Origin of the sequence: Citrobacter sp. BIDMC107 (assembly GCF_001037575.1) — a bacterium.
Taxonomy (GTDB): domain Bacteria; phylum Pseudomonadota; class Gammaproteobacteria; order Enterobacterales; family Enterobacteriaceae; genus Citrobacter; species Citrobacter freundii.
On the sequence record NZ_KQ089848.1, the window covers coordinates 2439240 to 2459613 of the forward strand.

The 20374-nt window shown below is 53.0% G+C and carries 14 protein-coding genes, 4 tRNA genes and 3 rRNA genes (1 of these 21 running past the window's edge); 5 read left to right on the top strand and 16 right to left on the bottom strand.

Features of this window, described 5'->3' with window-relative positions:
- Positions 1–4: 4 nt before the first annotated feature.
- Complete coding sequence (gene rep, locus SK39_RS11325; RefSeq protein WP_048217010.1) at positions 5–2026, bottom strand: DNA helicase Rep; 2022 nt, start codon at positions 2024–2026, stop codon at positions 5–7.
- An 84-nt stretch (positions 2027–2110) separates the two neighbouring features.
- On the opposite strand from rep, the gene ppiC reads away from it, so the two are divergent.
- Positions 2111–2392: a peptidylprolyl isomerase PpiC gene (gene ppiC / locus SK39_RS11330; RefSeq protein WP_003017999.1), complete on the top strand. Its 282-nt coding sequence runs from the start codon at positions 2111–2113 to the stop codon at positions 2390–2392.
- A 119-nt stretch (positions 2393–2511) separates the two neighbouring features.
- Here the strand turns inward: ppiC and ilvC are convergent, their stop codons facing one another.
- A complete protein-coding gene (ilvC, locus tag SK39_RS11335; protein WP_003018001.1) occupies positions 2512–3987 on the bottom strand; it encodes a ketol-acid reductoisomerase in 1476 nt (491 codons plus the stop codon).
- Positions 3988–4151: 164 nt separating this feature from the next.
- Here ilvC and ilvY point away from each other — a divergent pair, with 164 nt between their 5' ends.
- Positions 4152–5054, top strand: coding sequence for an HTH-type transcriptional activator IlvY (ilvY, locus tag SK39_RS11340; protein WP_003018003.1), 903 nt, complete (start codon positions 4152–4154; stop codon positions 5052–5054).
- 172 nt (positions 5055–5226) lie between these two features.
- Complete coding sequence (gene fabV, locus SK39_RS11345) at positions 5227–6420, top strand: enoyl-ACP reductase FabV (protein ID WP_048217011.1); 1194 nt, start codon at positions 5227–5229, stop codon at positions 6418–6420.
- Positions 6421–6483: 63 nt separating this feature from the next.
- Here fabV and ilvA read toward each other — a convergent pair whose 3' ends face one another.
- The 6 genes from ilvA to ilvL form a co-directional block, all read right to left on the bottom strand.
- The gene (gene ilvA, locus SK39_RS11350) at positions 6484–8028 is read right to left on the bottom strand and encodes a threonine ammonia-lyase, biosynthetic (RefSeq protein WP_003844611.1); all 1545 of its coding nucleotides are present in this window, start codon (positions 8026–8028) and stop codon (positions 6484–6486) included.
- Positions 8029–8033: 5 nt separating this feature from the next.
- A complete protein-coding gene (ilvD, locus tag SK39_RS11355; RefSeq protein ID WP_003844609.1) occupies positions 8034–9884 on the bottom strand; it encodes a dihydroxy-acid dehydratase in 1851 nt (616 codons plus the stop codon).
- 60 nt (positions 9885–9944) lie between these two features.
- Positions 9945–10874, bottom strand: a complete 930-nt coding sequence (locus SK39_RS11360) for a branched-chain amino acid transaminase (RefSeq protein ID WP_003018014.1) — start codon at positions 10872–10874, stop codon at positions 9945–9947.
- 17 nt (positions 10875–10891) lie between these two features.
- Positions 10892–11155 (bottom strand): acetolactate synthase 2 small subunit, encoded by a 264-nt coding sequence (gene ilvM, locus SK39_RS11365; protein ID WP_003018017.1) that lies wholly within the window; start codon positions 11153–11155, stop codon positions 10892–10894.
- Positions 11152–12798 carry an acetolactate synthase 2 catalytic subunit gene (gene ilvG, locus SK39_RS11370; protein ID WP_032950611.1) on the bottom strand — a complete coding sequence of 549 codons (1647 nt, stop codon included), beginning with the start codon at positions 12796–12798 and terminating at the stop codon, positions 11152–11154. Before ilvG ends, ilvM begins: the two co-directional genes overlap by 4 nt.
- 139 nt (positions 12799–12937) lie before the next feature.
- A complete protein-coding gene (ilvL, locus tag SK39_RS25805; RefSeq protein ID WP_001311244.1) occupies positions 12938–13036 on the bottom strand; it encodes an ilv operon leader peptide in 99 nt (32 codons plus the stop codon).
- 350 nt (positions 13037–13386) lie between these two features.
- Between ilvL and SK39_RS11375 the strand changes: the two genes are divergently transcribed.
- Positions 13387–14907, top strand: coding sequence for a YifB family Mg chelatase-like AAA ATPase (locus tag SK39_RS11375; RefSeq protein ID WP_048217012.1), 1521 nt, complete (start codon positions 13387–13389; stop codon positions 14905–14907).
- Positions 14908–14932: 25 nt separating this feature from the next.
- On the opposite strand, the gene maoP is transcribed toward SK39_RS11375, so the two are convergent.
- Positions 14933–15271 (bottom strand): macrodomain Ori organization protein MaoP, encoded by a 339-nt coding sequence (gene maoP, locus SK39_RS11380; RefSeq protein WP_003018025.1) that lies wholly within the window; start codon positions 15269–15271, stop codon positions 14933–14935.
- A gap of 106 nt (positions 15272–15377) precedes the next feature.
- On the opposite strand from maoP, the gene hdfR reads away from it, so the two are divergent.
- Positions 15378–16223 (top strand): HTH-type transcriptional regulator HdfR, encoded by an 846-nt coding sequence (gene hdfR / locus SK39_RS11385; RefSeq protein WP_129622360.1) that lies wholly within the window; start codon positions 15378–15380, stop codon positions 16221–16223.
- 99 nt (positions 16224–16322) lie between these two features.
- On the opposite strand, the gene SK39_RS11390 is transcribed toward hdfR, so the two are convergent.
- The 7 genes from SK39_RS11390 to SK39_RS11420 all read right to left on the bottom strand — a co-directional run.
- Positions 16323–16398 (bottom strand) — tRNA-Trp (locus tag SK39_RS11390).
- Between the two features lie 52 nt (positions 16399–16450).
- Positions 16451–16527, bottom strand: a tRNA-Asp gene (locus tag SK39_RS11395).
- A gap of 55 nt (positions 16528–16582) precedes the next feature.
- Positions 16583–16698, bottom strand: a 5S ribosomal RNA gene (rrf, locus tag SK39_RS11400).
- A gap of 90 nt (positions 16699–16788) precedes the next feature.
- Positions 16789–19695 (bottom strand): 23S ribosomal RNA (locus tag SK39_RS11405).
- Between the two features lie 208 nt (positions 19696–19903).
- Positions 19904–19979, bottom strand: a tRNA-Ala gene (locus SK39_RS11410).
- A gap of 105 nt (positions 19980–20084) precedes the next feature.
- Positions 20085–20161: transfer RNA gene (locus SK39_RS11415), tRNA-Ile, on the bottom strand.
- Between the two features lie 72 nt (positions 20162–20233).
- Positions 20234–20374, bottom strand: a 16S ribosomal RNA gene (locus SK39_RS11420); it runs 1401 nt beyond the window's last position.
- Together the 16S, 23S and 5S rRNA genes with 4 tRNA genes alongside form the textbook arrangement of a ribosomal RNA operon.

The window sequence follows — 20374 nt, forward strand, 5'->3', positions numbered from 1 at the left end:
ATACCTACTTCGCTTTAGCTTTCGCCATCATTGCCCGAATATTAGCGATGCTGGCCTGCCCTTTTTGCATCCGCTCCTCTGCGCTCACCACTTTTCGCTCTTGCTCCCAGATAACGTCATCCTGTGGCAGCTCCAGAAGGAAACGACTCGGTTCCGGACGCACCAGCTCACCATACTGACGACGCTCTTTACATAGCGTGAAGATGAGCTCTTTTTGTGCACGCGTAATCCCTACATAAGCCAGACGACGTTCTTCGTCGATATTGTCTTCATCGATACTGCTCTGGTGCGGCAAAAATCCTTCTTCCATTCCCACCATAAACACGTATGGGAACTCCAGCCCTTTTGAGGCATGCAGTGTCATTAATTGCACCTGATCCAGCTCTTCTTCACTCTCTCCACGTTCCATCATGTCGCGTAGGGTAAAGCGGGTAACAACCTGGGTCAGGGTCATTGGCTCTTCCAGCTCACTGCCTTCCAGCATCTCCGTCATCCAACTGAACAGCGTATTGACGTTTTTCATACGCATTTCAGCCGCTTTCGGACTCGGCGAGGTTTCATACAGCCAGGATTCGTAATCAATACCGTGGATAAGATCGCGCACAGCGGCAACCGGCTCACGCTCCGCCAGACGCTGAATTTCCCCCAGCCAGTGCGTAAAGCGAGTCAGAGAATCATACCCGCGCCCGGTTAGTGTCTGGCTAAGCCCCATATCAAAGCTGGCGGTAAACAGGCTTTTATTACGTGTCATCGCCCATTCCCCCAACTTTTGCAGCGTGGCCGGGCCGATTTCACGTTTTGGCGTGTTTACGATCCGCAAAAATGCGCTATCGTCATCCGGGTTGCTCAGCACGCGCAGATAAGCCAGCAGATCTTTAATCTCCGGACGCGAGAAGAACGACGTTCCGCCGGAAATTTTGTACGGGATACGGTTCTGCATTAGAAACTTTTCGAACACGCGCGACTGATGATTACCGCGATACAGGATGGCGTAGTCTTTATACTGCGTCTTGTTCACAAAATGATGGGCAATTAATTCCCCGGTCACGCGTTCCGCTTCGTGCTCTTCATTATTGGCACTCAGTACCTTCAGTTCAGCACCGTAACCCAACTCGGAAAAGAGTCGCTTTTCAAAGACGTGTGGATTGTTCGCAATAAGGATGTTCGCCGCCTTCAGGATGCGACCTGATGAACGGTAGTTTTGCTCCAGCTTCACCACCTGCAAAGCCGGAAAATCTTTGCTTAACAGTACCAGGTTCTGTGGACGGGCGCCGCGCCAGGAGTAGATCGACTGATCGTCATCGCCCACGACGGTAAAGCGCGCGCGTTTACCTACCAGCAACTTCACCAGCTCGTACTGGCTGGTGTTGGTATCCTGATATTCATCCACCAGCAGGTAGCGGATTCTGTTTTGCCAGCACTCACGCACTTCTTCATTGCGCTGTAGCAGCAGCGTGGGAAGCAGGATCAGATCGTCAAAATCGAGGACGTTACACGCCTTCATATGCGCGTCATACAGACCATAGCAGTGGGCAAAAATACGATCGCGCTCGCCCTTGGCGCTGGCTGCCGCCTGTGCCGGAGTCATCAGATCGTTTTTCCAGTTGGAGATCGTCGAGATCAACTGCTGGAGGATAAGCTTATCGTCTTCGATTAGCCCTTCGGTCAGTTCCTTGAGCAAGGCCACCTGGTCAGTATCGTCAAACAACGAGAAGTTAGACTTCATCCCCAGCGCCGCATATTCACGCTTAATGATATCCAGTCCCAGGGTGTGGAAGGTGGAGATCATCAACCCACGCGCCTCTTTACGACCCAGCGTTTGCGCCACGCGCTCTTTCATCTCGCGCGCAGCCTTATTGGTAAAGGTCACGGCTGCAATATGGCGTGCCTGATAACCACATTCACGGATCAGATGGGCGATTTTGTTGGTGATAACACGCGTCTTGCCGGAACCCGCTCCCGCCAGCACCAGGCAAGGTCCGGTGACGAATTCGACGGCTTGTTGTTGTCCGGGGTTCAAACGCATAAAGGGTCACTCATGAAAGTCGGGAGGGGAGAATAACAGCGTGGTAGTATAGCCAGCCTTAACCACCCCACTCAAGGCACGATCATGGCAAAAACAGCAGCAGCAGTGCATATCCTTGTTAAAGAAGAGAAACTGGCACTGGATCTTCTGGAACAGATTAAAAACGGCGCAGACTTCGGCAAACTGGCGAAGAAACACTCTATCTGCCCATCAGGCAAACGCGGCGGTGATTTAGGTGAATTCCGTCAGGGCCAGATGGTTCCGGCGTTCGACAAAGTGGTCTTTTCCTGCCCAGTGCTGGAGCCAACCGGCCCGCTGCACACTCAGTTTGGTTACCACATCATTAAAGTACTGTACCGTAACTAATAAAAAATCCCGGAGCGTTCAGGCACCGGGATTTTTTTGCCGGATGGCGGCTACGCCTTATCCGGCTTACATCTGCTGTGCGTAGGTCGGGTAAGCGCAAGCGCCACCCGACATCCTATTTAGCCAGCAACGGCAATGCGTTTCATATCGGTCATGTAACCGCGCAGTTTCTTACCAACCTGCTCGATAGCGTGGCTACGGATTGCTTCGTTCACGTCGCGCAGCTGCGCGTTGTCTACCGCACCTTCGGCAATCGCTTTGCCCAGGTCGCCGGTCTGCAGGGTGGTCATGAACTCTTTCAGCAGCGGTACGCAAGCGTAAGAGAACAGGTAGTTGCCGTATTCTGCGGTATCGGAGATAACCACGTTCATTTCGTACAGACGCTTACGGGCGATGGTATTCGCGATCAGCGGCAGCTCGTGCAGTGATTCGTAGTACGCAGATTCTTCGATGATGCCGGAATCAACCATGGTTTCGAACGCCAGTTCAACGCCCGCTTTCACCATCGCAATCATCAGAACGCCTTTATCGAAGTACTCCTGCTCACCGATTTTACCTTCAAACTGCGGAGCGGTTTCGAACGCGGTTTTACCGGTCTCTTCACGCCAGGTCAGCAGTTTCTTATCGTCGTTAGCCCAGTCAGCCATCATGCCGGAAGAGAATTCGCCGGAAATGATGTCGTCCATGTGTTTCTGGAACAGCGGCGCCATAATCTCTTTCAGCTGTTCGGACAGCGCATAAGCACGCAGTTTCGCCGGGTTAGACAGACGGTCCATCATCAGGGTGATGCCGCCCTGCTTCAGCGCTTCGGTGATGGTTTCCCAGCCGAACTGAATCAGTTTTTCAGCATATGCCGGGTCAGTACCTTCTTCCACCAGCTTATCGAAGCACAGCAGAGAACCTGCCTGCAGCATACCGCACAGGATAGTCTGCTCACCCATCAGATCAGATTTCACTTCCGCAACGAAGGAGGACTCCAGCACGCCCGCACGGTGACCACCGGTGGCCGCAGCCCAGGCTTTAGCAATCGCCATGCCTTCTCCTTTCGGATCGTTTTCCGGGTGAACGGCGATCAGGGTCGGTACACCGAAGCCACGTTTGTACTCTTCACGAACTTCAGTACCCGGGCACTTCGGTGCCACCATCACAACGGTGATGTCTTTACGGATCTGCTCGCCCACTTCGACGATGTTGAAGCCGTGGGAGTAGCCCAGCGCCGCGCCATCTTTCATCAGCGGCTGTACGGAGCGCACCACGTCGGAGTGCTGTTTGTCCGGGGTCAGGTTAACGACCAGGTCCGCCTGCGGGATCAGCTCTTCGTAGGTACCCACTTTGAAGCCGTTTTCGGTCGCTTTACGCCAGGAAGCACGCTTCTCAGCAATGGCTTCTTTACGCAGTGCGTAGGAGATATCCAGACCGGAGTCACGCATGTTCAGGCCCTGGTTCAGACCCTGAGCGCCACAGCCGACGATGACCACTTTTTTACCCTGAAGGTAGCTCGCACCATCGGCGAATTCGTCGCGGCCCATAAAGCGACATTTACCCAGCTGTGCCAGCTGCTGGCGCAGGTTCAGTGTATTAAAGTAGTTAGCCATGATGGTGTACTCCGTGATGTTGTGTTGTGGTGCTTATTATTCGGTTCGCAGATTTGTATTTGCGAGATTGAATCCACATTACAACAGGAAATTTATTGCGGAAATTGATATATTCACAACGTCACATTGCAATTTATGCAACGTAGAAAATCGGAGGCTCGTCTGTGGATTTACGCGATCTGAAAATGTTCCTGCATTTGGCTGAAAGTCGCCACTTTGGCCGCAGCGCACGGGCAATGCACGTCAGCCCCTCCACGCTTTCGCGCCAGATTCAGCGCCTGGAAGAAGATCTCGGCCAGCCGCTGTTTGTGCGCGATAACCGCACGGTCACGCTGACCGAAGCGGGCGAAGAGCTGCGCGTATTCGCCCAACAGACGCTGCTGCAATACCAGCAACTGCGCCACACCCTCGATCAACAAGGGCCGTCGCTGTCAGGCGAACTGCATATTTTCTGTTCGGTAACTGCGGCATACAGCCATCTGCCACCCATTCTCGATCGTTTCCGCGCCGAGCATCCATCGGTGGAAATTAAGCTCACCACCGGCGACGCCGCCGATGCGATGGACAAAGTGGTCACTGGTGAAGCCGATCTGGCGATTGCCGGTAAGCCCGAGACACTACCCGGCGCGGTAGCTTTCTCGATGCTGGAGAATCTGACGGTGGTGCTGATCGCCCCGGCGCTGCCCTGCCCGGTGCGTAATCAGGTTTCCGTCGAGAAACCCGACTGGTCGACGGTGCCGTTTATCATGGCCGACCAGGGGCCGGTCCGCCGCCGCATTGAGCTGTGGTTCCGCCGTCACAAAATCAGCAACCCATCGATTTACGCTACGGTAGGCGGTCATGAAGCGATGGTCTCAATGGTGGCGCTGGGCTGCGGCGTGGCGCTGCTGCCGGAAGTGGTGCTGGAAAACAGCCCGGAGCCGGTACGTAACCGCGTGATGATTTTAGAACGCAGCGACGAGAAAACGCCGTTCGAACTGGGCGTCTGCGCGCCGAAAAAGCGGCTGCATGAACCGCTGATCGACGCGTTCTGGAAGATTGTTCTGGAACGTAAATCTGCCGACTAGCTCCAGCGTCAGGCCTAAAATCAGTGGTAGATTCAGTATTGGCGCTCCTTTTCTGTATAATGTCGTGATCCATTGTAGTGGGGGGCTTGTTAACCATCGCGTTAAGCAGGCCAGAACAGACGGTGTCATTGCGCACTTGACAGCGAAAATACAAACTTAATTAGCCATCATTATGATAATCAAACCAAAAATTCGTGGATTCATCTGTACAACGACCCATCCGACTGGCTGCAAAGTCAACGTGGAAAAGCAGATCGAGTATGTTAAGCAGAACGGGAAAATCGAGAACGGCCCGTCCCGCGTGCTGGTGATCGGTGCTTCCACCGGTTACGGTCTGGCTTCCAGAATTTCTGCCGCCTTTGGCAGCGGAGCCGCCACTATCGGCGTATTTTTCGAAAAACCGGGCACGGATACCAAACCGGGTTCCGCAGGCTGGTATAACTCTGCCGCTTTCGATGAAGCAGCTAAGCGTGAAGGTCTGTACTCCAAAAGCATCAACGGCGATGCGTTCTCTGACGAATGCCGTGATGAAGTGATCAAACTGATAAAAGAAGACCTGGGTCAGATTGACCTGGTGGTTTACTCACTGGCTTCCCCAGTGCGTAAAATGCCGAAAACCGGTGAAATCGTCCGTTCTGCGCTGAAGCCAATCGGTGAGGTTTACACCTCTAAAGCGATCGATACCAACAAAGATCAGATCATCACCGCCAGCATTGAGCCGGCAACCGAAGAAGAAGTGCAGAACACCGTCACCGTCATGGGCGGCGAAGACTGGGAACTGTGGATGGGCGCGCTGAACGAAGCTGGCGTGCTGGCTGACGGCGTGAAAACCGTAGCCTACTCCTACATCGGTACCGACCTGACCTGGCCAATCTACTGGCACGGCGCGCTGGGCAAAGCGAAAGAAGATCTCGATCGCGCCGCGGGCGAACTGCGTAACCAGCTGGCTCCGCTGCACGGCTCTGCGAACGTTGCCGTACTGAAATCCGTAATCACCCAGGCGTCTTCCGCCATTCCAGTGATGCCGCTGTACATCTCCATGGTCTTCAAGCTGATGAAAGCACAGGGGATTCATGAAGGTTGTATCGAGCAAATCAACCGTCTGATGACCACCAGCCTGTACGGTGACAAAGTGGCGCTTGATGACAACCAGCGTATCCGTATGGATGACTGGGAACTGCGTGATGACATTCAGCAGGCATGTCGCGACCTGTGGCCGCTGATCACCACCGAAAACCTGGCGCAAGAAACCGATTATGCAGGCTACAAGCAAGAATTCCTGAACCTGTTCGGTTTTGGCCTCGACGGCGTGGACTACGACGCTGACGTGAATACCGAAGTCGAATTCGACGTTATCACGCTGTAATCTGCTGATACAGTAGCAAAAAGGGTTCATGTTTTTACATGAACCCTTTTTTAATGGCTGTTGTTAACCCGCCAGGAAGAACCTGAACGCCGGGTTATGGGTCTCGTCGTGGCACTCATAGCCCAGTTCATTGAGCCGGGTTTCGAAGTCCGGTTCGTTATCGCCCAGCTCAAACGCCGCCAGTACACGGCCGTAGTCGGTACCGTGGCTACGGTAGTGGAATAGCGAGATATTCCAGTGCGTTCCCAGGGTGTAGAGGAACTTCAGCAGCGCGCCCGGCGATTCCGGGAACTCAAAGCTATAAAGGCGCTCTTGCAACGGCTTAGAAGGACGGCCACCGACCATATAGCGCACATGCAACTTGGCCATTTCATCGTCTGACAGATCCACCACGCTGTAACCGCCATCTTTGAGTAGGCTAAGGATTTCCTTACGCTCCTCAACGCCGCGGCTCAGCCGCACGCCCACGAAGATGCAGGCATCTTTGGCGTCAGCAAAGCGATAATTGAACTCGGTCACCGAACGCCCGCCCAGCAGCTGGCAGAACTTCAGGAAGCTGCCCTTCTCTTCCGGAATCGTCACCGCCAGCAACGCTTCACGCTGTTCGCCCAGCTCGCAACGTTCGGAAACGTAGCGCAGGCCGTGGAAGTTAACGTTAGCGCCGGAAAGAACATGCGCCAGACGTTCACCGCGAATATTGTGCTGGGCGATGTATTTTTTCATCCCCGCCAGCGCCAGCGCCCCGGAAGGCTCAGCCACCGCACGTACATCCTCGAACAGGTCTTTCATTGCCGCACAAATAGCATCGCTATCGACAGTGATAATATCGTCGAGATATTCCTGGCACAGACGGAAGGTTTCATCGCCAATACGTTTCACCGCTACGCCTTCGGCAAAGAGACCCACACGCGGCAGATCCACCGGATGACCAGCATCCAGCGCTGCTTTCAGGCAGGCCGAATCTTCCGCTTCCACGGCAATCACTTTGATTTGCGGCATCAGCTGTTTAATCAGCACCGCAACACCTGCCGCTAATCCGCCACCACCAACAGGCACGAATACGCGATCGAGATGAGCGTCCTGCTGGAGCAGCTCCAGCGCCAGCGTGCCCTGCCCGGCAATCACCATCGGATGATCAAACGGTGGAACCCAGGTAAAACCCTGCTGCTGTGACAGTTCAATCGCTTTGGCTTTGGCTTCATCAAAATTCGCGCCGTGCAGCAGCACTTCTCCGCCGAAGCCGCGAACGGCATCGACTTTGATATCGGCGGTAGCCGTTGGCATGACAATCAGCGCCTTCACGCCTAATCGCGCAGAAGAGAACGCGACACCCTGAGCATGATTACCCGCCGATGCGGTGATGACCCCATGCGCTTTTTGCTCTTCGGTCAAGCCCGCCATCATGGCATAGGCACCGCGTAGCTTGAAGCTGTGAACGGGTTGACGGTCTTCGCGCTTCACCAGAATGACGTTATCGAGGCGCGAAGAGAGCTTTTCCATTTTCTGTAGCGGCGTTACCTGTGCCGCTTCGTATACCGGCGCACGCAGTACCGCTCTGAGATACTCAGCGCCCTCAGGAGCACCGGATAGAGGTTGTGAATCCGCCATGGTCATTATCCCCCGAGCTTCGACTTATCGCGCACCGCACCTTTGTCGGCACTGGTTGCCAGGCTGGCATAGGCGCGCAGTGCAAAGGAGACCTGACGTTGACGATCTTTTGGCGTCCAGGCTTTGTCACCGCGAGCTTCCTGCGCTTCACGGCGCGCAGCGATTTCCGCATCACTCAGTTGCAGTTGAATACCACGATTCGGGATATCAATGGCAATCATGTCACCATCTTCGATAATCGCGATATTACCGCCGCTGGCGGCTTCCGGAGAAACGTGACCGATGGAAAGCCCCGAAGTACCGCCGGAGAAACGACCATCGGTAATCAGCGCACAAGCCTTGCCGAGGCCCATCGATTTCAGGAAGGTGGTTGGGTAGAGCATTTCCTGCATGCCTGGCCCGCCTTTCGGCCCTTCGTAGCGAATGACAACCACGTCGCCAGCCACCACTTTACCGCCGAGGATTGCTTCAACCGCATCGTCCTGGCTTTCATACACTTTTGCCGGGCCGGTGAATTTCAGGATACTGTCATCCACGCCTGCAGTTTTTACGATACAGCCGTTTTCCGCAAAGTTACCGTACAGGACTGCAAGACCGCCGTCTTTGCTGTAAGCATGTTCCAGCGAGCGGATGCAGCCTTCAGCGCGGTCGTCATCCAGCGTATCCCAACGGCAGTCCTGCGAGAACGCCTGGGTGGTACGGATGCCCGCCGGTCCGGCGCGGAACATTTTTTTCACCGCGTCGTCTTTGGTCAACATCACGTCATACCGATCAAGCGTTTGCGGCAGAGTCAGACCCAGCACGTTTTTCACGTCGCGGTTCAGCAGTCCGGCACGATCCAGTTCGCCTAAAATACCCAGTACGCCGCCTGCGCGGTGCACGTCTTCCATATGGTATTTCTGCGTGCTCGGCGCCACTTTACACAGCTGTGGGACTTTGCGGGACAGCTTGTCGATATCACTCATGGTGAAGTCGATTTCCGCTTCCTGTGCGGCCGCCAGCAGGTGCAGAACGGTGTTGGTGGAGCCGCCCATGGCGATATCCAGCGTCATGGCGTTCTCAAACGCCGCTTTACTGGCAATGTTGCGCGGCAGGGCGGAGGCATCATCCTGCTCGTAATAGCGTTTGGTCAGCTCGACGATGCGTTTACCCGCGTTAAGGAACAGCGTTTTACGGTCGGCGTGAGTCGCCAACAGCGAACCGTTACCCGGCTGCGACAGGCCCAGCGCTTCGGTCAGGCAGTTCATCGAGTTGGCGGTGAACATGCCGGAGCAGGAGCCGCAGGTTGGACAGGCGGAACGTTCAACCTGCTCGCTTTGTGAGTCGGAGACTTTCGGGTCAGCACCCTGAATCATCGCATCAACCAGGTCGAGCTTGATGATTTGGTCAGAGAGCTTGGTTTTCCCGGCTTCCATCGGACCGCCGGAAACAAAGATCACCGGAATATTCAGGCGCAAAGAGGCCATTAACATCCCAGGGGTGATTTTGTCGCAGTTAGAGATACAGACCATCGCATCGGCGCAGTGGGCGTTAACCATGTACTCAACGGAGTCAGCAATCAGCTCGCGCGACGGCAGTGAATACAGCATGCCACCGTGCCCCATGGCGATACCATCATCCACAGCAATGGTGTTGAACTCTTTCGCCACGCCGCCTGAGGCTTCGATTTGTTCGGCAACCAGTTTACCGAGATCGCGCAGGTGGACGTGACCCGGCACAAACTGGGTAAAAGAGTTCACCACAGCGATAATCGGTTTACCGAAATCATCATCGGTCATCCCGGTGGCGCGCCACAGTGCGCGGGCACCCGCCATATTGCGGCCGTGGGTGGTGGTAGCAGAACGATACTTAGGCATGCTTGATTAACTCCCGTCTGTCTAATAATTGGGACGGTGCGTGCCGTCCCAAATTTATGTTTATTGATTAACCTGATCCAACCAGCCGTATTTATCTTCCGTTTCACCAGTGAAGAGGCCAAAGAAGGCCTGCTGGATGCGTTTGGTGACCGGACCGCAGCGGCCTTCGCCCACCTGGATACCATCGACGCTGCGTACTGGGGTGATTTCGGCCGCGGTACCGGACATGAACACTTCGTCGGCCAGGTACAGCGATTCACGGGACAGCACCTGCTCACGCACTTCGATATCGAGATCTTTCGCCAGCTTAATGATCGCGTCACGGGTGATACCCGGCAGTGCAGAAGAGGTAAACGGCGGGGTAAACAGAATGCCGTCTTTTACTTCAAACAGGTTTTCACCCGCGCCTTCAGAGATGTAACCATTCACATCCAGGGCAATGCCTTCCTGATAGCCATGACGACGCGCTTCACTACCCACCAGCAGCGAAGACAGATAGTTACCGCCCGCTTTAGCCGCTGTAGGGATGGTGTTCGGCGCAACGCGGTTCCAGGAAGAAACCATCGCGTCGATCCCCTGTTCCAGCGCTTCAGCACCAAGGTAAGCGCCCCACGGGAACGCAGCGATGATCACGTCAGTGGTGTATCCCGCTGGCGGGTTAACGCCCATCCCCACGTCGCCAACAAACACCAGCGGACGGATATAGGCGCTGGTCAGATTGTTTTTACGAATCACCTCACGGCAAGCTTCCATCAGCTCATCAACGCTCTGAGAAACCGGAAAACGATAGATCTTGGCTGAATCACGCAGACGCTGCATATGTTCGCGATGACGGAACACCACCGGCCCTTTGTGAGAATCGTAGCAACGGATGCCTTCAAATACAGAAGTACCGTAGTGCAGCGCGTGGGACATCACGTGAACCTTAGCGTCTTCCCAACGAATCATCTCGCCATTAGACCAAATGTAATCAGCTTTTTTCGTCGTCATTTTTCTTCCTTTTGCGCTCAGGCGCGGATTTGTTGTGATGTGGTTGTGCTCTGGCAGATAGCAACATGTGCAACGTCTACCAGTTTACTTAACTGACTAAACAGTAAGTCGACCGACCGGGGGCTGGCAACGGTCAATTCGATATTTATATTCTGCGCATCGCTAGCGGCTTCCATATTCATGGAGCACACCTGAAAACCGCGATGGCGTACCACGCGTAAAACACGTTCTAACGTTTCCGGATTGAACCGAGCCTCAACGGCGACCTGATGTTGCATCATGATAATTTCTCCAGCATTTCTGAGTTACTGGCACCTGGCGGTACCAGAGGCCAGACATTCTCAAGTTCGTCGATTGAGACATGAAGCAGGTATGGCCCCTCGCTGTTCAGCATGGTGTCGAGTGCCGCTTCAACCTGGTCTTTACGGGTGATGTGTTGACCTGGTATGCCGAAGGCGCTGGCCAACATGAGGAAATCGGGGTTATCGGTAAGGGTGGTTTCGCTATAACGTTCCTGGAAAAACAGCTGCTGCCATTGTCGCACCATGCCTAACCGCTGGTTGTCGAGTAAAACTATCTTCAGCGGCAACTGCTTGCGTTTTACGGTGCCGAGCTCCTGTACATTCATCATGAAGGAACCGTCACCGGAGATACAGATTACCGTATCGTTCGGGCGAGCAACCTGCGCGCCAACCGCTGCTGGCAAGCCAAAGCCCATCGTACCCAGGCCGCTCGAGGTGATAAAATTTTCCGGGCGGGTGTAGGTCATATGCTGCGCCGACCACATCTGATGCTGGCCAACATCCGTTGTCACTACGCTGTCCACGGGTTTGCGATCGGACAACTGCTTCAACAACAGTGGTGCGTAGATAGCCTCACCGGGATGATCATAGCGCCAGGTATGCTCTGTGCGCAGTTCAGCACTATGCTGACGCCATGCGTCAATCTTCAGCGATTGCTGCAATGCCGGCAGCAGAGAATTTAAATCACCCTGCAATGCTACGTGCGCCTGGCGCAGCTTGTTCATTTCCGCAGGGTCGATATCCATGTGGATCACGCTGGCGTTTGGTGCGAAGGTATTCAGCTTGCCGGTCACCCGGTCATCAAAACGCGCGCCCACTGCAATCAGTAAATCACATTCTTGCACCGCGAAATTTGCCGCTTTAGTGCCGTGCATTCCCAACATACCCAAATAGTATGGGTAGTCAGCCTCTACTGCGCCCAGCCCCTTCAACGTGCAAGCGACCGGCATTTGGGTTACCGCGATAAATTCACGCAGGGCCGGGACCGCCTGCGCCATACCAACGCCGCCACCTACGTACAGGATAGGTTTCTGCGCATGTGCCAGCATTTTACGCGCCTGCTCAACGTCAGCGTGCGGGAAAACCTCTACGTTTTTGACTGTCGTAAAATACGGCTCCAGCGTACCGCTGGCCAATTGGATGTCTTTCGGGATATCAACCAGAACCGGCCCCGGACGACCGGAATTCGCTACAGCGAAAGCTTCAGCCATGATGCGCGGCAGCTCTTCCAGTGACTGCACCAGGAAACTGTGTTTGGTGCAGGACAGAGACATACCCAGAACGTCCACTTCCTGGAACGCATCCGTTCCGATGAAAGGTGATGCCACCTGGCCGGTGATCGCCACCACAGGAACTGAATCTAACAGCGCATCGGCAAGGCCCGTGATCAGGTTGGTAGCACCAGGCCCGGAAGTGGCGATACACACGCCGGTTTTACCGGTCGCACGGGCATAGCCAATTGCTGCCATTGCCGCGCCCTGCTCGTGTCGGCACAACAGGTGTTCTACGCCGCCGTCATATAACGCATCGTAAACCGGCATAATTGCGCCACCAGGATAACCAAAGACGGTTTGAACCCCTTGTGCACGCAACGCATGTACCACCCACTGTGCCCCATTCATAGTTACATCCCCGCCGGAAATCTTGAGAAACAGAATTTTATGCTACCGTTCACTTTCTGCTCCTCGTGTATGTTTTTAAGGTCAAAAAAAACCCCCGAACCTTTCGGTGCGGGGGTCTTAGTTCGTTAAGGCTTGTTTTCTAAGCCTTTCCTCGTCCAAGTGCAGCCCCGCACGGTGGGATAATAATCACCACCACGCTAATCACGACCAGGCTAATCACTCGTAGAAGGGCTGTCATTTTTGTATTTTCTTGCATCTTGTTCGAAGGAATACCTAAAGAGTTACCATAGAATTTGCAAATGACACAAGATATTTTTTTATTCGTTTTTCTGACGACGTTAACGGTTTAGATAAATATCGTTGTTTTTTAAACAAAAAATCAAAGGTGAAAATATTTCACGTTTCAGGTGATTCTCGGCAACCATTCCCTACTAAAAACGCCATTCAAAAGCGTTTGCGAGCGCTATTCCAGACTTTATGCAATCAGTGTTGAGCTACATAAAACACGGGAATAAGCCTCTAAAAACCGTAATTATGTGAAATCTTGCCGCGATGTATTGCGACATAATGCTTTCATCAGGAGGGCTTATGTCACTATCGATTGTTCACACACGCGCTGCGTTGGGCGTGAATGCGCCAGCCATTACCATCGAGGTACATATCAGCAATGGTTTGCCTGGTTTAACCATGGTGGGATTACCCGAAACAACGGTAAAAGAGGCTCGCGATCGGGTTCGCAGTGCGGTAATTAATAGCGGTTATGAATTCCCGGCAAAGAAGATAACCATAAACCTCGCTCCAGCCGATCTCCCAAAAGAAGGGGGACGATACGATTTACCTATCGCAGTTGCGCTTCTGGCCGCTTCTGAGCAGCTTACTACCCATAATCTCGATACATATGAGCTGGTAGGCGAATTAGCGCTTACAGGCGCGTTACGCGGCGTTCCCGGTGCGATATCAAGTGCAACCGAAGCCATTCGCGCAGGCAGGAGAATTATTGTCGCAAAAGAGAATGCAGCTGAAGTTGGACTAATACAGGGTGAAGGGTGCCTGATAGCCGATCATCTACAGGCAGTATGCGCATTCCTCGAAGGTAAGCATGATTTAGACAAACCATCATCGGCAGATTTTACCCCCTGCGCATTAGCAGATGATCTGAGCGATGTTATCGGCCAGGAACAGGGTAAACGCGGGCTGGAGCTTACCGCAGCTGGCGGTCATAACCTCTTACTCATCGGCCCTCCGGGTACGGGTAAGACCATGCTGGCCAGTCGCCTGAGAGGATTGCTTCCGCCACTGAGTAACGATGAGGCACTGGAAAGCGCCGCGATTCTTAGTCTGGTCAATTCCGACACGCTACAGAAACAGTGGAAAAAACGCCCTTTTCGCTCTCCGCATCACAGTGCTTCTTTAACCGCCATGGTCGGTGGAGGCTCTATTCCTGCGCCTGGCGAGATCTCTCTGGCGCATAACGGCATACTATTTCTGGATGAACTACCCGAGTTTGAGCGACGCACGCTGGATGCACTGCGCGAACCCATTGAGTCCGGACAGATACATCTATCCCGCACCAGAGCAAAAATCACCTATCCCGCTCGCTTTCAACTCATAGCCGCCATGAATCCCAGCCCAACAGGCCATTATCAGGGGAACCATAACCGCTGTACCCCAGAGCAGACGCTACGCTACCTCAATCGATTATCCGGTCCATTTCTTGACCGCTTCGATCTCTCTCTCGAAATCCCTTTGCCACCGCCCGGGATACTCAGCCAGAACCAGGTAAAAGGGGAAGATAGCGCAACGGTGAAGCAACGTGTTATGGCAGCGCGAGATCGTCAGTATCGACGACAAAATAAGTTAAACGCGCATCTGGACAGTCAGGATATCCATAAATACTGTCCACTGCGCAGCGACGATGCACAGTGGCTTGAAGAAACGCTCGCGCATCTCGGATTATCCATCCGCGCCTGGTTACGCCTGATAAAGGTCGCTCGAACGATCGCGGATATAGAGCAATCTGACCATATCTCTCGCCAGCACTTACAGGAGGCTGTTGGGTATCGGGCGATAGACAGATTACTCATTCATTTGCAGAAACTACTGGCATAAAAAAAGGGCTTTCGCCCTTTTTTTATTAATCATCAGATTCGGTGTAGTCTTCCGCACCTTCCACCTGAGGTTTCCCGCCTGACAGCGTGTGGAAGCGTTTTGGACGCTTAATGCGCGTCATGTATTTGGACCACACACGTTCAGCTTCGGTAACCGGTTCGCGCTCACCACGGCATACCGCAACAAACAGTTTTTCTTCTTCCGTTACCGGCTCACGCTTGCCCAGATCCAGCTCGTTGAAAGCATAACCGTGACGCTCAAGCAGTTGTGCTTCTTTAATGGTGAAATCACCATGACGGGAGAATCCGCGGGGATAATATTTATTATCGAAATATCGATTAGTCGTCGTAAAGCTTTCCGCCATCCTGCACGCTCCTAATTCTTTGGCCGAGCTATTTATGGCGCGGAGTATTAGTTACGCTTGACAGAGCGTCAAACAAAAGATTTAAATCATAACGACAAATAATTTTATGGAGCGAGTTGTGGATACGGAATTGTTAAAAACTTTCCTGGAAGTTAGCCGGACACGCCACTTTGGCAGAGCTGCTGAAGCGCTCTATCTGACCCAATCAGCGGTTAGTTTCCGGATCAGACAACTGGAAAATCAATTGGGTGTAAACCTGTTCACCCGACACAGAAACAATATCCGTTTAACCGCTGCAGGTGAAAAATTACTGCCTTACGCTGAAACGCTGATGAATACGTGGCAAGCCGCACGTAAGGAGGTTGCGAATACCTCGCGGCATAACGAGTTTTCTATTGGTGCCAGCGCATCCCTCTGGGAATGCATGCTTAATGGCTGGCTGGGGCGTTTGTACCAATCCCAGGAGCCGCAATCCAGCCTGCAGTTTGAAGCGAGGATCGCTCAGCGACAGTCGTTAGTAAAACAGCTCCATGAACGACAGCTTGATCTACTGATTACTACCGAAACGCCCAAAATGGACGAATTTAGCAGCCAACTGTTGGGATATTTCACGCTGGCGCTCTATTGCAGTTCTCCTTCGCAAACCAAGGATGAACTGAATTATCTGCGTCTGGAATGGGGACCTGACTTTCAGCAACACGAAGCGGGATTGATTGCAGGAGATGAAGTGCCGGTACTCACCACCAGTTCGGCAGAATTGGCCAGGCAGCAACTTTCAGTCCTTAGAGGCTTTAGCTGGCTTCCGGTCAGTTGGGCTAAAGGTAAAAGCGATCTCCATACGGTTACTGACAGTACAAACCTTTCGCGCCCGTTATATGCAGTTTGGCTGCAAAACAGCGATAAACATGCACTGATTTGCGACTTGCTGAGAACGAATATTCTGGAAGATTAAAGAAAATACGGGCAAGGATGCCGGGAATAAAACAACTGGAAGGCACAGTGCAAATTGCAGATAAAAAAAATCCTTAGCAAGAATGCTAAGGATTGTTTCTGGCAGGGGCGGAGAGACTCGAACTCGCGACACCCGGTTTTGGAGACCGGTGCTCTACCAACTGAGCTACGCCCCTAAATTTTTTTATCATTAAGCCTGCTTAGTAGCAGGCTTAATTTTCTAATAAGTGGCGGAACGGACGGGACTCGAACCCGCGACCCCCTGCGTGACAGGCAGGTATTCTAACCAACTGAACTACCGCTCCACCGAATTTCTTTGTCACTACCCGGATTCTTCATCCCGGTTTACTGCAATTTGATGCCTGGCAGTTCCCTACTCTCGCATGGGGAGACCCCACACTACCATCGGCGCTACGGCGTTTCACTTCTGAGTTCGGCATGGGGTCAGGTGGGACCACCGCGCTACAGCCGCCAGGCAAATTCTGTTATTAACCCGCTTCTCGCCGGTTAATGTAATCTGTTTCAAGCTGAATGTCGTCTCTTCGCCAAAACATCTTCGGCGTTGTAAGGTTAAGCCTCACGGTTCATTAGTATCGGTTAGCTCAATGTATCGCTACACTTACACACCCGACCTATCAACGTCATCGTCTTTAACGTTCCTTCAGGAGACTTATAGTCTCAGGGAGAACTCATCTCGGGGCAAGTTTCGTGCTTAGATGCTTTCAGCACTTATCTCTTCCGCATTTAGCTACCGGGCAATGCCATTGGCATGACAACCCGAACACCAGTGATGCGTCCACTCCGGTCCTCTCGTACTAGGAGCAGCCCCCCTCAATTCTCCAGCGCCCACGGCAGATAGGGACCGAACTGTCTCACGACGTTCTAAACCCAGCTCGCGTACCACTTTAAATGGCGAACAGCCATACCCTTGGGACCTACTTCAGCCCCAGGATGTGATGAGCCGACATCGAGGTGCCAAACACCGCCGTCGATATGAACTCTTGGGCGGTATCAGCCTGTTATCCCCGGAGTACCTTTTATCCGTTGAGCGATGGCCCTTCCATTCAGAACCACCGGATCACTAAGACCTGCTTTCGCACCTGCTCGAGCCGTCACTCTCGCAGTCAAGCTAGCTTATGCCTTTGCACTAACCTCCTGATGTCCGACCAGGATTAGCTAACCTTCGTGCTCCTCCGTTACTCTTTAGGAGGAGACCGCCCCAGTCAAACTACCCACCAGACACTGTCCGCAACCCGGATTACGGGTCCACGTTAGAACACCAGCCATTAAAGGGTGGTATTTCAAGGATGGCTCCATGCAGACTGGCGTCCACACTTCAAAGCCTCCCACCTATCCTACACATCAAGGACCAGTGTTCAGTGTCAAGCTATAGTAAAGGTTCACGGGGTCTTTCCGTCTTGCCGCGGGTACACTGCATCTTCACAGCGAGTTCAATTTCACTGAGTCTCGGGTGGAGACAGCCTGGCCATCATTACGCCATTCGTGCAGGTCGGAACTTACCCGACAAGGAATTTCGCTACCTTAGGACCGTTATAGTTACGGCCGCCGTTTACCGGGGCTTCGATCAAGAGCTTCTCCTTACGGATAACCCCATCAATTAACCTTCCGGCACCGGGCAGGCGTCACACCGTATACGTCCACTTTCGTGTTTGCACAGTGCTGTGTTTTTAATAAACAGTTGCAGCCAGCTGGTATCTTCGACTGATTTCAGCTCCATGGGTAAACCACTTCACCTACATATCAGCGTGCCTTCTCCCGAAGTTACGGCACCATTTTGCCTAGTTCCTTCACCCGAGTTCTCTCAAGCGCCTTGGTATTCTCTACCTGACCACCTGTGTCGGTTTGGGGTACGATTTCGTGTTACCTGATGCTTAGAGGCTTTTCCTGGAAGCAGGGCATTTGTTACTTCAGCACCGTAGTGCCTCGTCATCACACCTCAGCGTTAAAAAGGTACCGGATTTACCTGGAACCTCCGCCTACATGCTTAAACCGGGACAACCGTCGCCCGGCTAACATAGCCTTCTCCGTCCCCCCTTCGCAGTAACACCAAGTACAGGAATATTAACCTGTTTCCCATCGACTACGCCTTTCGGCCTCGCCTTAGGGGTCGACTCACCCTGCCCCGATTAACGTTGGACAGGAACCCTTGGTCTTCCGGCGTGCGGGTTTTTCACCCGCATTATCGTTACTTATGTCAGCATTCGCACTTCTGATACCTCCAGCAACCCTCACAGGCCACCTTCAACGGCTTACAGAACGCTCCCCTACCCAACAACACATAGTGTCGCTGCCGCAGCTTCGGTGCATGGTTTAGCCCCGTTACATCTTCCGCGCAGGCCGACTCGACCAGTGAGCTATTACGCTTTCTTTAAATGATGGCTGCTTCTAAGCCAACATCCTGGCTGTCTGTGCCTTCCCACATCGTTTCCCACTTAACCATGACTTTGGGACCTTAGCTGGCGGTCTGGGTTGTTTCCCTCTTCACGACGGACGTTAGCACCCGCCGTGTGTCTCCCGTGATAACATTCTTCGGTATTCGCAGTTTGCATCGGGTTGGTAAGTCGGGATGACCCCCTAGCCGAAACAGTGCTCTACCCCCGAAGATGAATTCACGAGGCGCTACCTAAATAGCTTTCGGGGAGAACCAGCTATCTCCCGGTTTGATTGGCCTTTCACCCCCAGCCACAAGTCATCCGCTAATTTTTCAACATTAGTCGGTTCGGTCCTCCAGTTAGTGTTACCCAACCTTCAACCTGCCCATGGCTAGATCACCGGGTTTCGGGTCTATACCCTGCAACTTAACGCCCAGTTAAGACTCGGTTTCCCTTCGGCTCCCCTATACGGTTAACCTTGCTACAGAATATAAGTCGCTGACCCATTATACAAAAGGTACGCAGTCACCCCATAAAGAGGCTCCCACTGCTTGTACGTACACGGTTTCAGGTTCTTTTTCACTCCCCTCGCCGGGGTTCTTTTCGCCTTTCCCTCACGGTACTGGTTCACTATCGGTCAGTCAGGAGTATTTAGCCTTGGAGGATGGTCCCCCCATATTCAGACAGGATACCACGTGTCCCGCCCTACTCTTCGAGTTCACAACCTGTGCATTTTGGTGTACGGGACTATCACCCTGTACCGTCGGACTTTCCAGACCGTTCCACTAACACACAAGCTGATTCAGACTCTGGGCTGCTCCCCGTTCGCTCGCCGCTACTGGGGGAATCTCGGTTGATTTCTTTTCCTCGGGGTACTTAGATGTTTCAGTTCCCCCGGTTCGCTTCATTACGCTATGTATTCACGTAATGATAGTGTGTCGAAACACACTGGGTTTCCCCATTCGGAAATCGCCGGTTATAACGGTTCATATCACCTTACCGACGCTTATCGCAGATTAGCACGTCCTTCATCGCCTCTGACTGCCAGGGCATCCACCGTGTACGCTTAGTCGCTTAACCTCACAACCCGAAGATGTTTCTTTCGATTCATCATCGACTTGCAAAAATTTGAGAGACTCGAACACACCGCTTTTCATTTCTTATTACGGAGAAATGAAACAGTGTGTCGTTTCAATTTTCAGCTTGATCCAGATTTTTAAAGAGCAAAACTTCGCAGTGAACCTTTTCAGGTACACTCTGAAGTTTTCTTGTGTTTTTGCAGTAAAGATGGTGGAGCTATGCGGGATCGAACCGCAGACCTCCTGCGTGCAAGGCAGGCGCTCTCCCAGCTGAGCTATAGCCCCATCGTAGTTATCTCATTCACCTTAATTCCTGCTGAGACAAGGCGTGGAGCGGCGAAGCATACTGAAGTATGCGAGTCGTTTCACAACGCGGTATCAGAAAGAATTTGGTAGGCCTGAGTGGACTTGAACCACCGACCTCACCCTTATCAGGGGTGCGCTCTAACCACCTGAGCTACAAGCCTGCAGAGATTTTCTTACTGCTAATTTTTCATCAGACAATCTGTGTGAGCACTACAAAGAACGTTTCTTTAAGGTAAGGAGGTGATCCAACCGCAGGTTCCCCTACGGTTACCTTGTTACGACTTCACCCCAGTCATGAATCACAAAGTGGTAAGCGCCCTCCCGAAGGTTAAGCTACCTACTTCTTTTGCAACCCACTCCCATGGTGTGACGGG

Excerpts from the sequence above, each read along its gene's own strand:
- ppiC (WP_003017999.1), top strand. The coding sequence starts at position 2,111 with ATGGCAAAAACAGCAGCAGCAGTGCATATCCTTGTTAAAGAAGAGAAA.
- ilvG (WP_032950611.1), bottom strand. The coding sequence starts at position 12,798 with ATGAATGGGGCACAGTGGGTGGTACATGCGTTGCGTGCACAAGGGGTT.
- SK39_RS11375 (WP_048217012.1), top strand. The coding sequence starts at position 13,387 with ATGTCACTATCGATTGTTCACACACGCGCTGCGTTGGGCGTGAATGCG.
- fabV (WP_048217011.1), top strand. The coding sequence starts at position 5,227 with ATGATAATCAAACCAAAAATTCGTGGATTCATCTGTACAACGACCCAT.
- SK39_RS11360 (WP_003018014.1), bottom strand. The coding sequence starts at position 10,874 with ATGACGACGAAAAAAGCTGATTACATTTGGTCTAATGGCGAGATGATT.
- hdfR (WP_129622360.1), top strand. The coding sequence starts at position 15,378 with ATGGAGCGAGTTGTGGATACGGAATTGTTAAAAACTTTCCTGGAAGTT.
- ilvA (WP_003844611.1), bottom strand. The coding sequence starts at position 8,028 with ATGGCGGATTCACAACCTCTATCCGGTGCTCCTGAGGGCGCTGAGTAT.
- rep (WP_048217010.1), bottom strand. The coding sequence starts at position 2,026 with ATGCGTTTGAACCCCGGACAACAACAAGCCGTCGAATTCGTCACCGGA.
- ilvD (WP_003844609.1), bottom strand. The coding sequence starts at position 9,884 with ATGCCTAAGTATCGTTCTGCTACCACCACCCACGGCCGCAATATGGCG.
- ilvC (WP_003018001.1), bottom strand. The coding sequence starts at position 3,987 with ATGGCTAACTACTTTAATACACTGAACCTGCGCCAGCAGCTGGCACAG.
- ilvM (WP_003018017.1), bottom strand. The coding sequence starts at position 11,155 with ATGATGCAACATCAGGTCGCCGTTGAGGCTCGGTTCAATCCGGAAACG.
- maoP (WP_003018025.1), bottom strand. The coding sequence starts at position 15,271 with ATGGCGGAAAGCTTTACGACGACTAATCGATATTTCGATAATAAATAT.
- ilvL (WP_001311244.1), bottom strand. The coding sequence starts at position 13,036 with ATGACAGCCCTTCTACGAGTGATTAGCCTGGTCGTGATTAGCGTGGTG.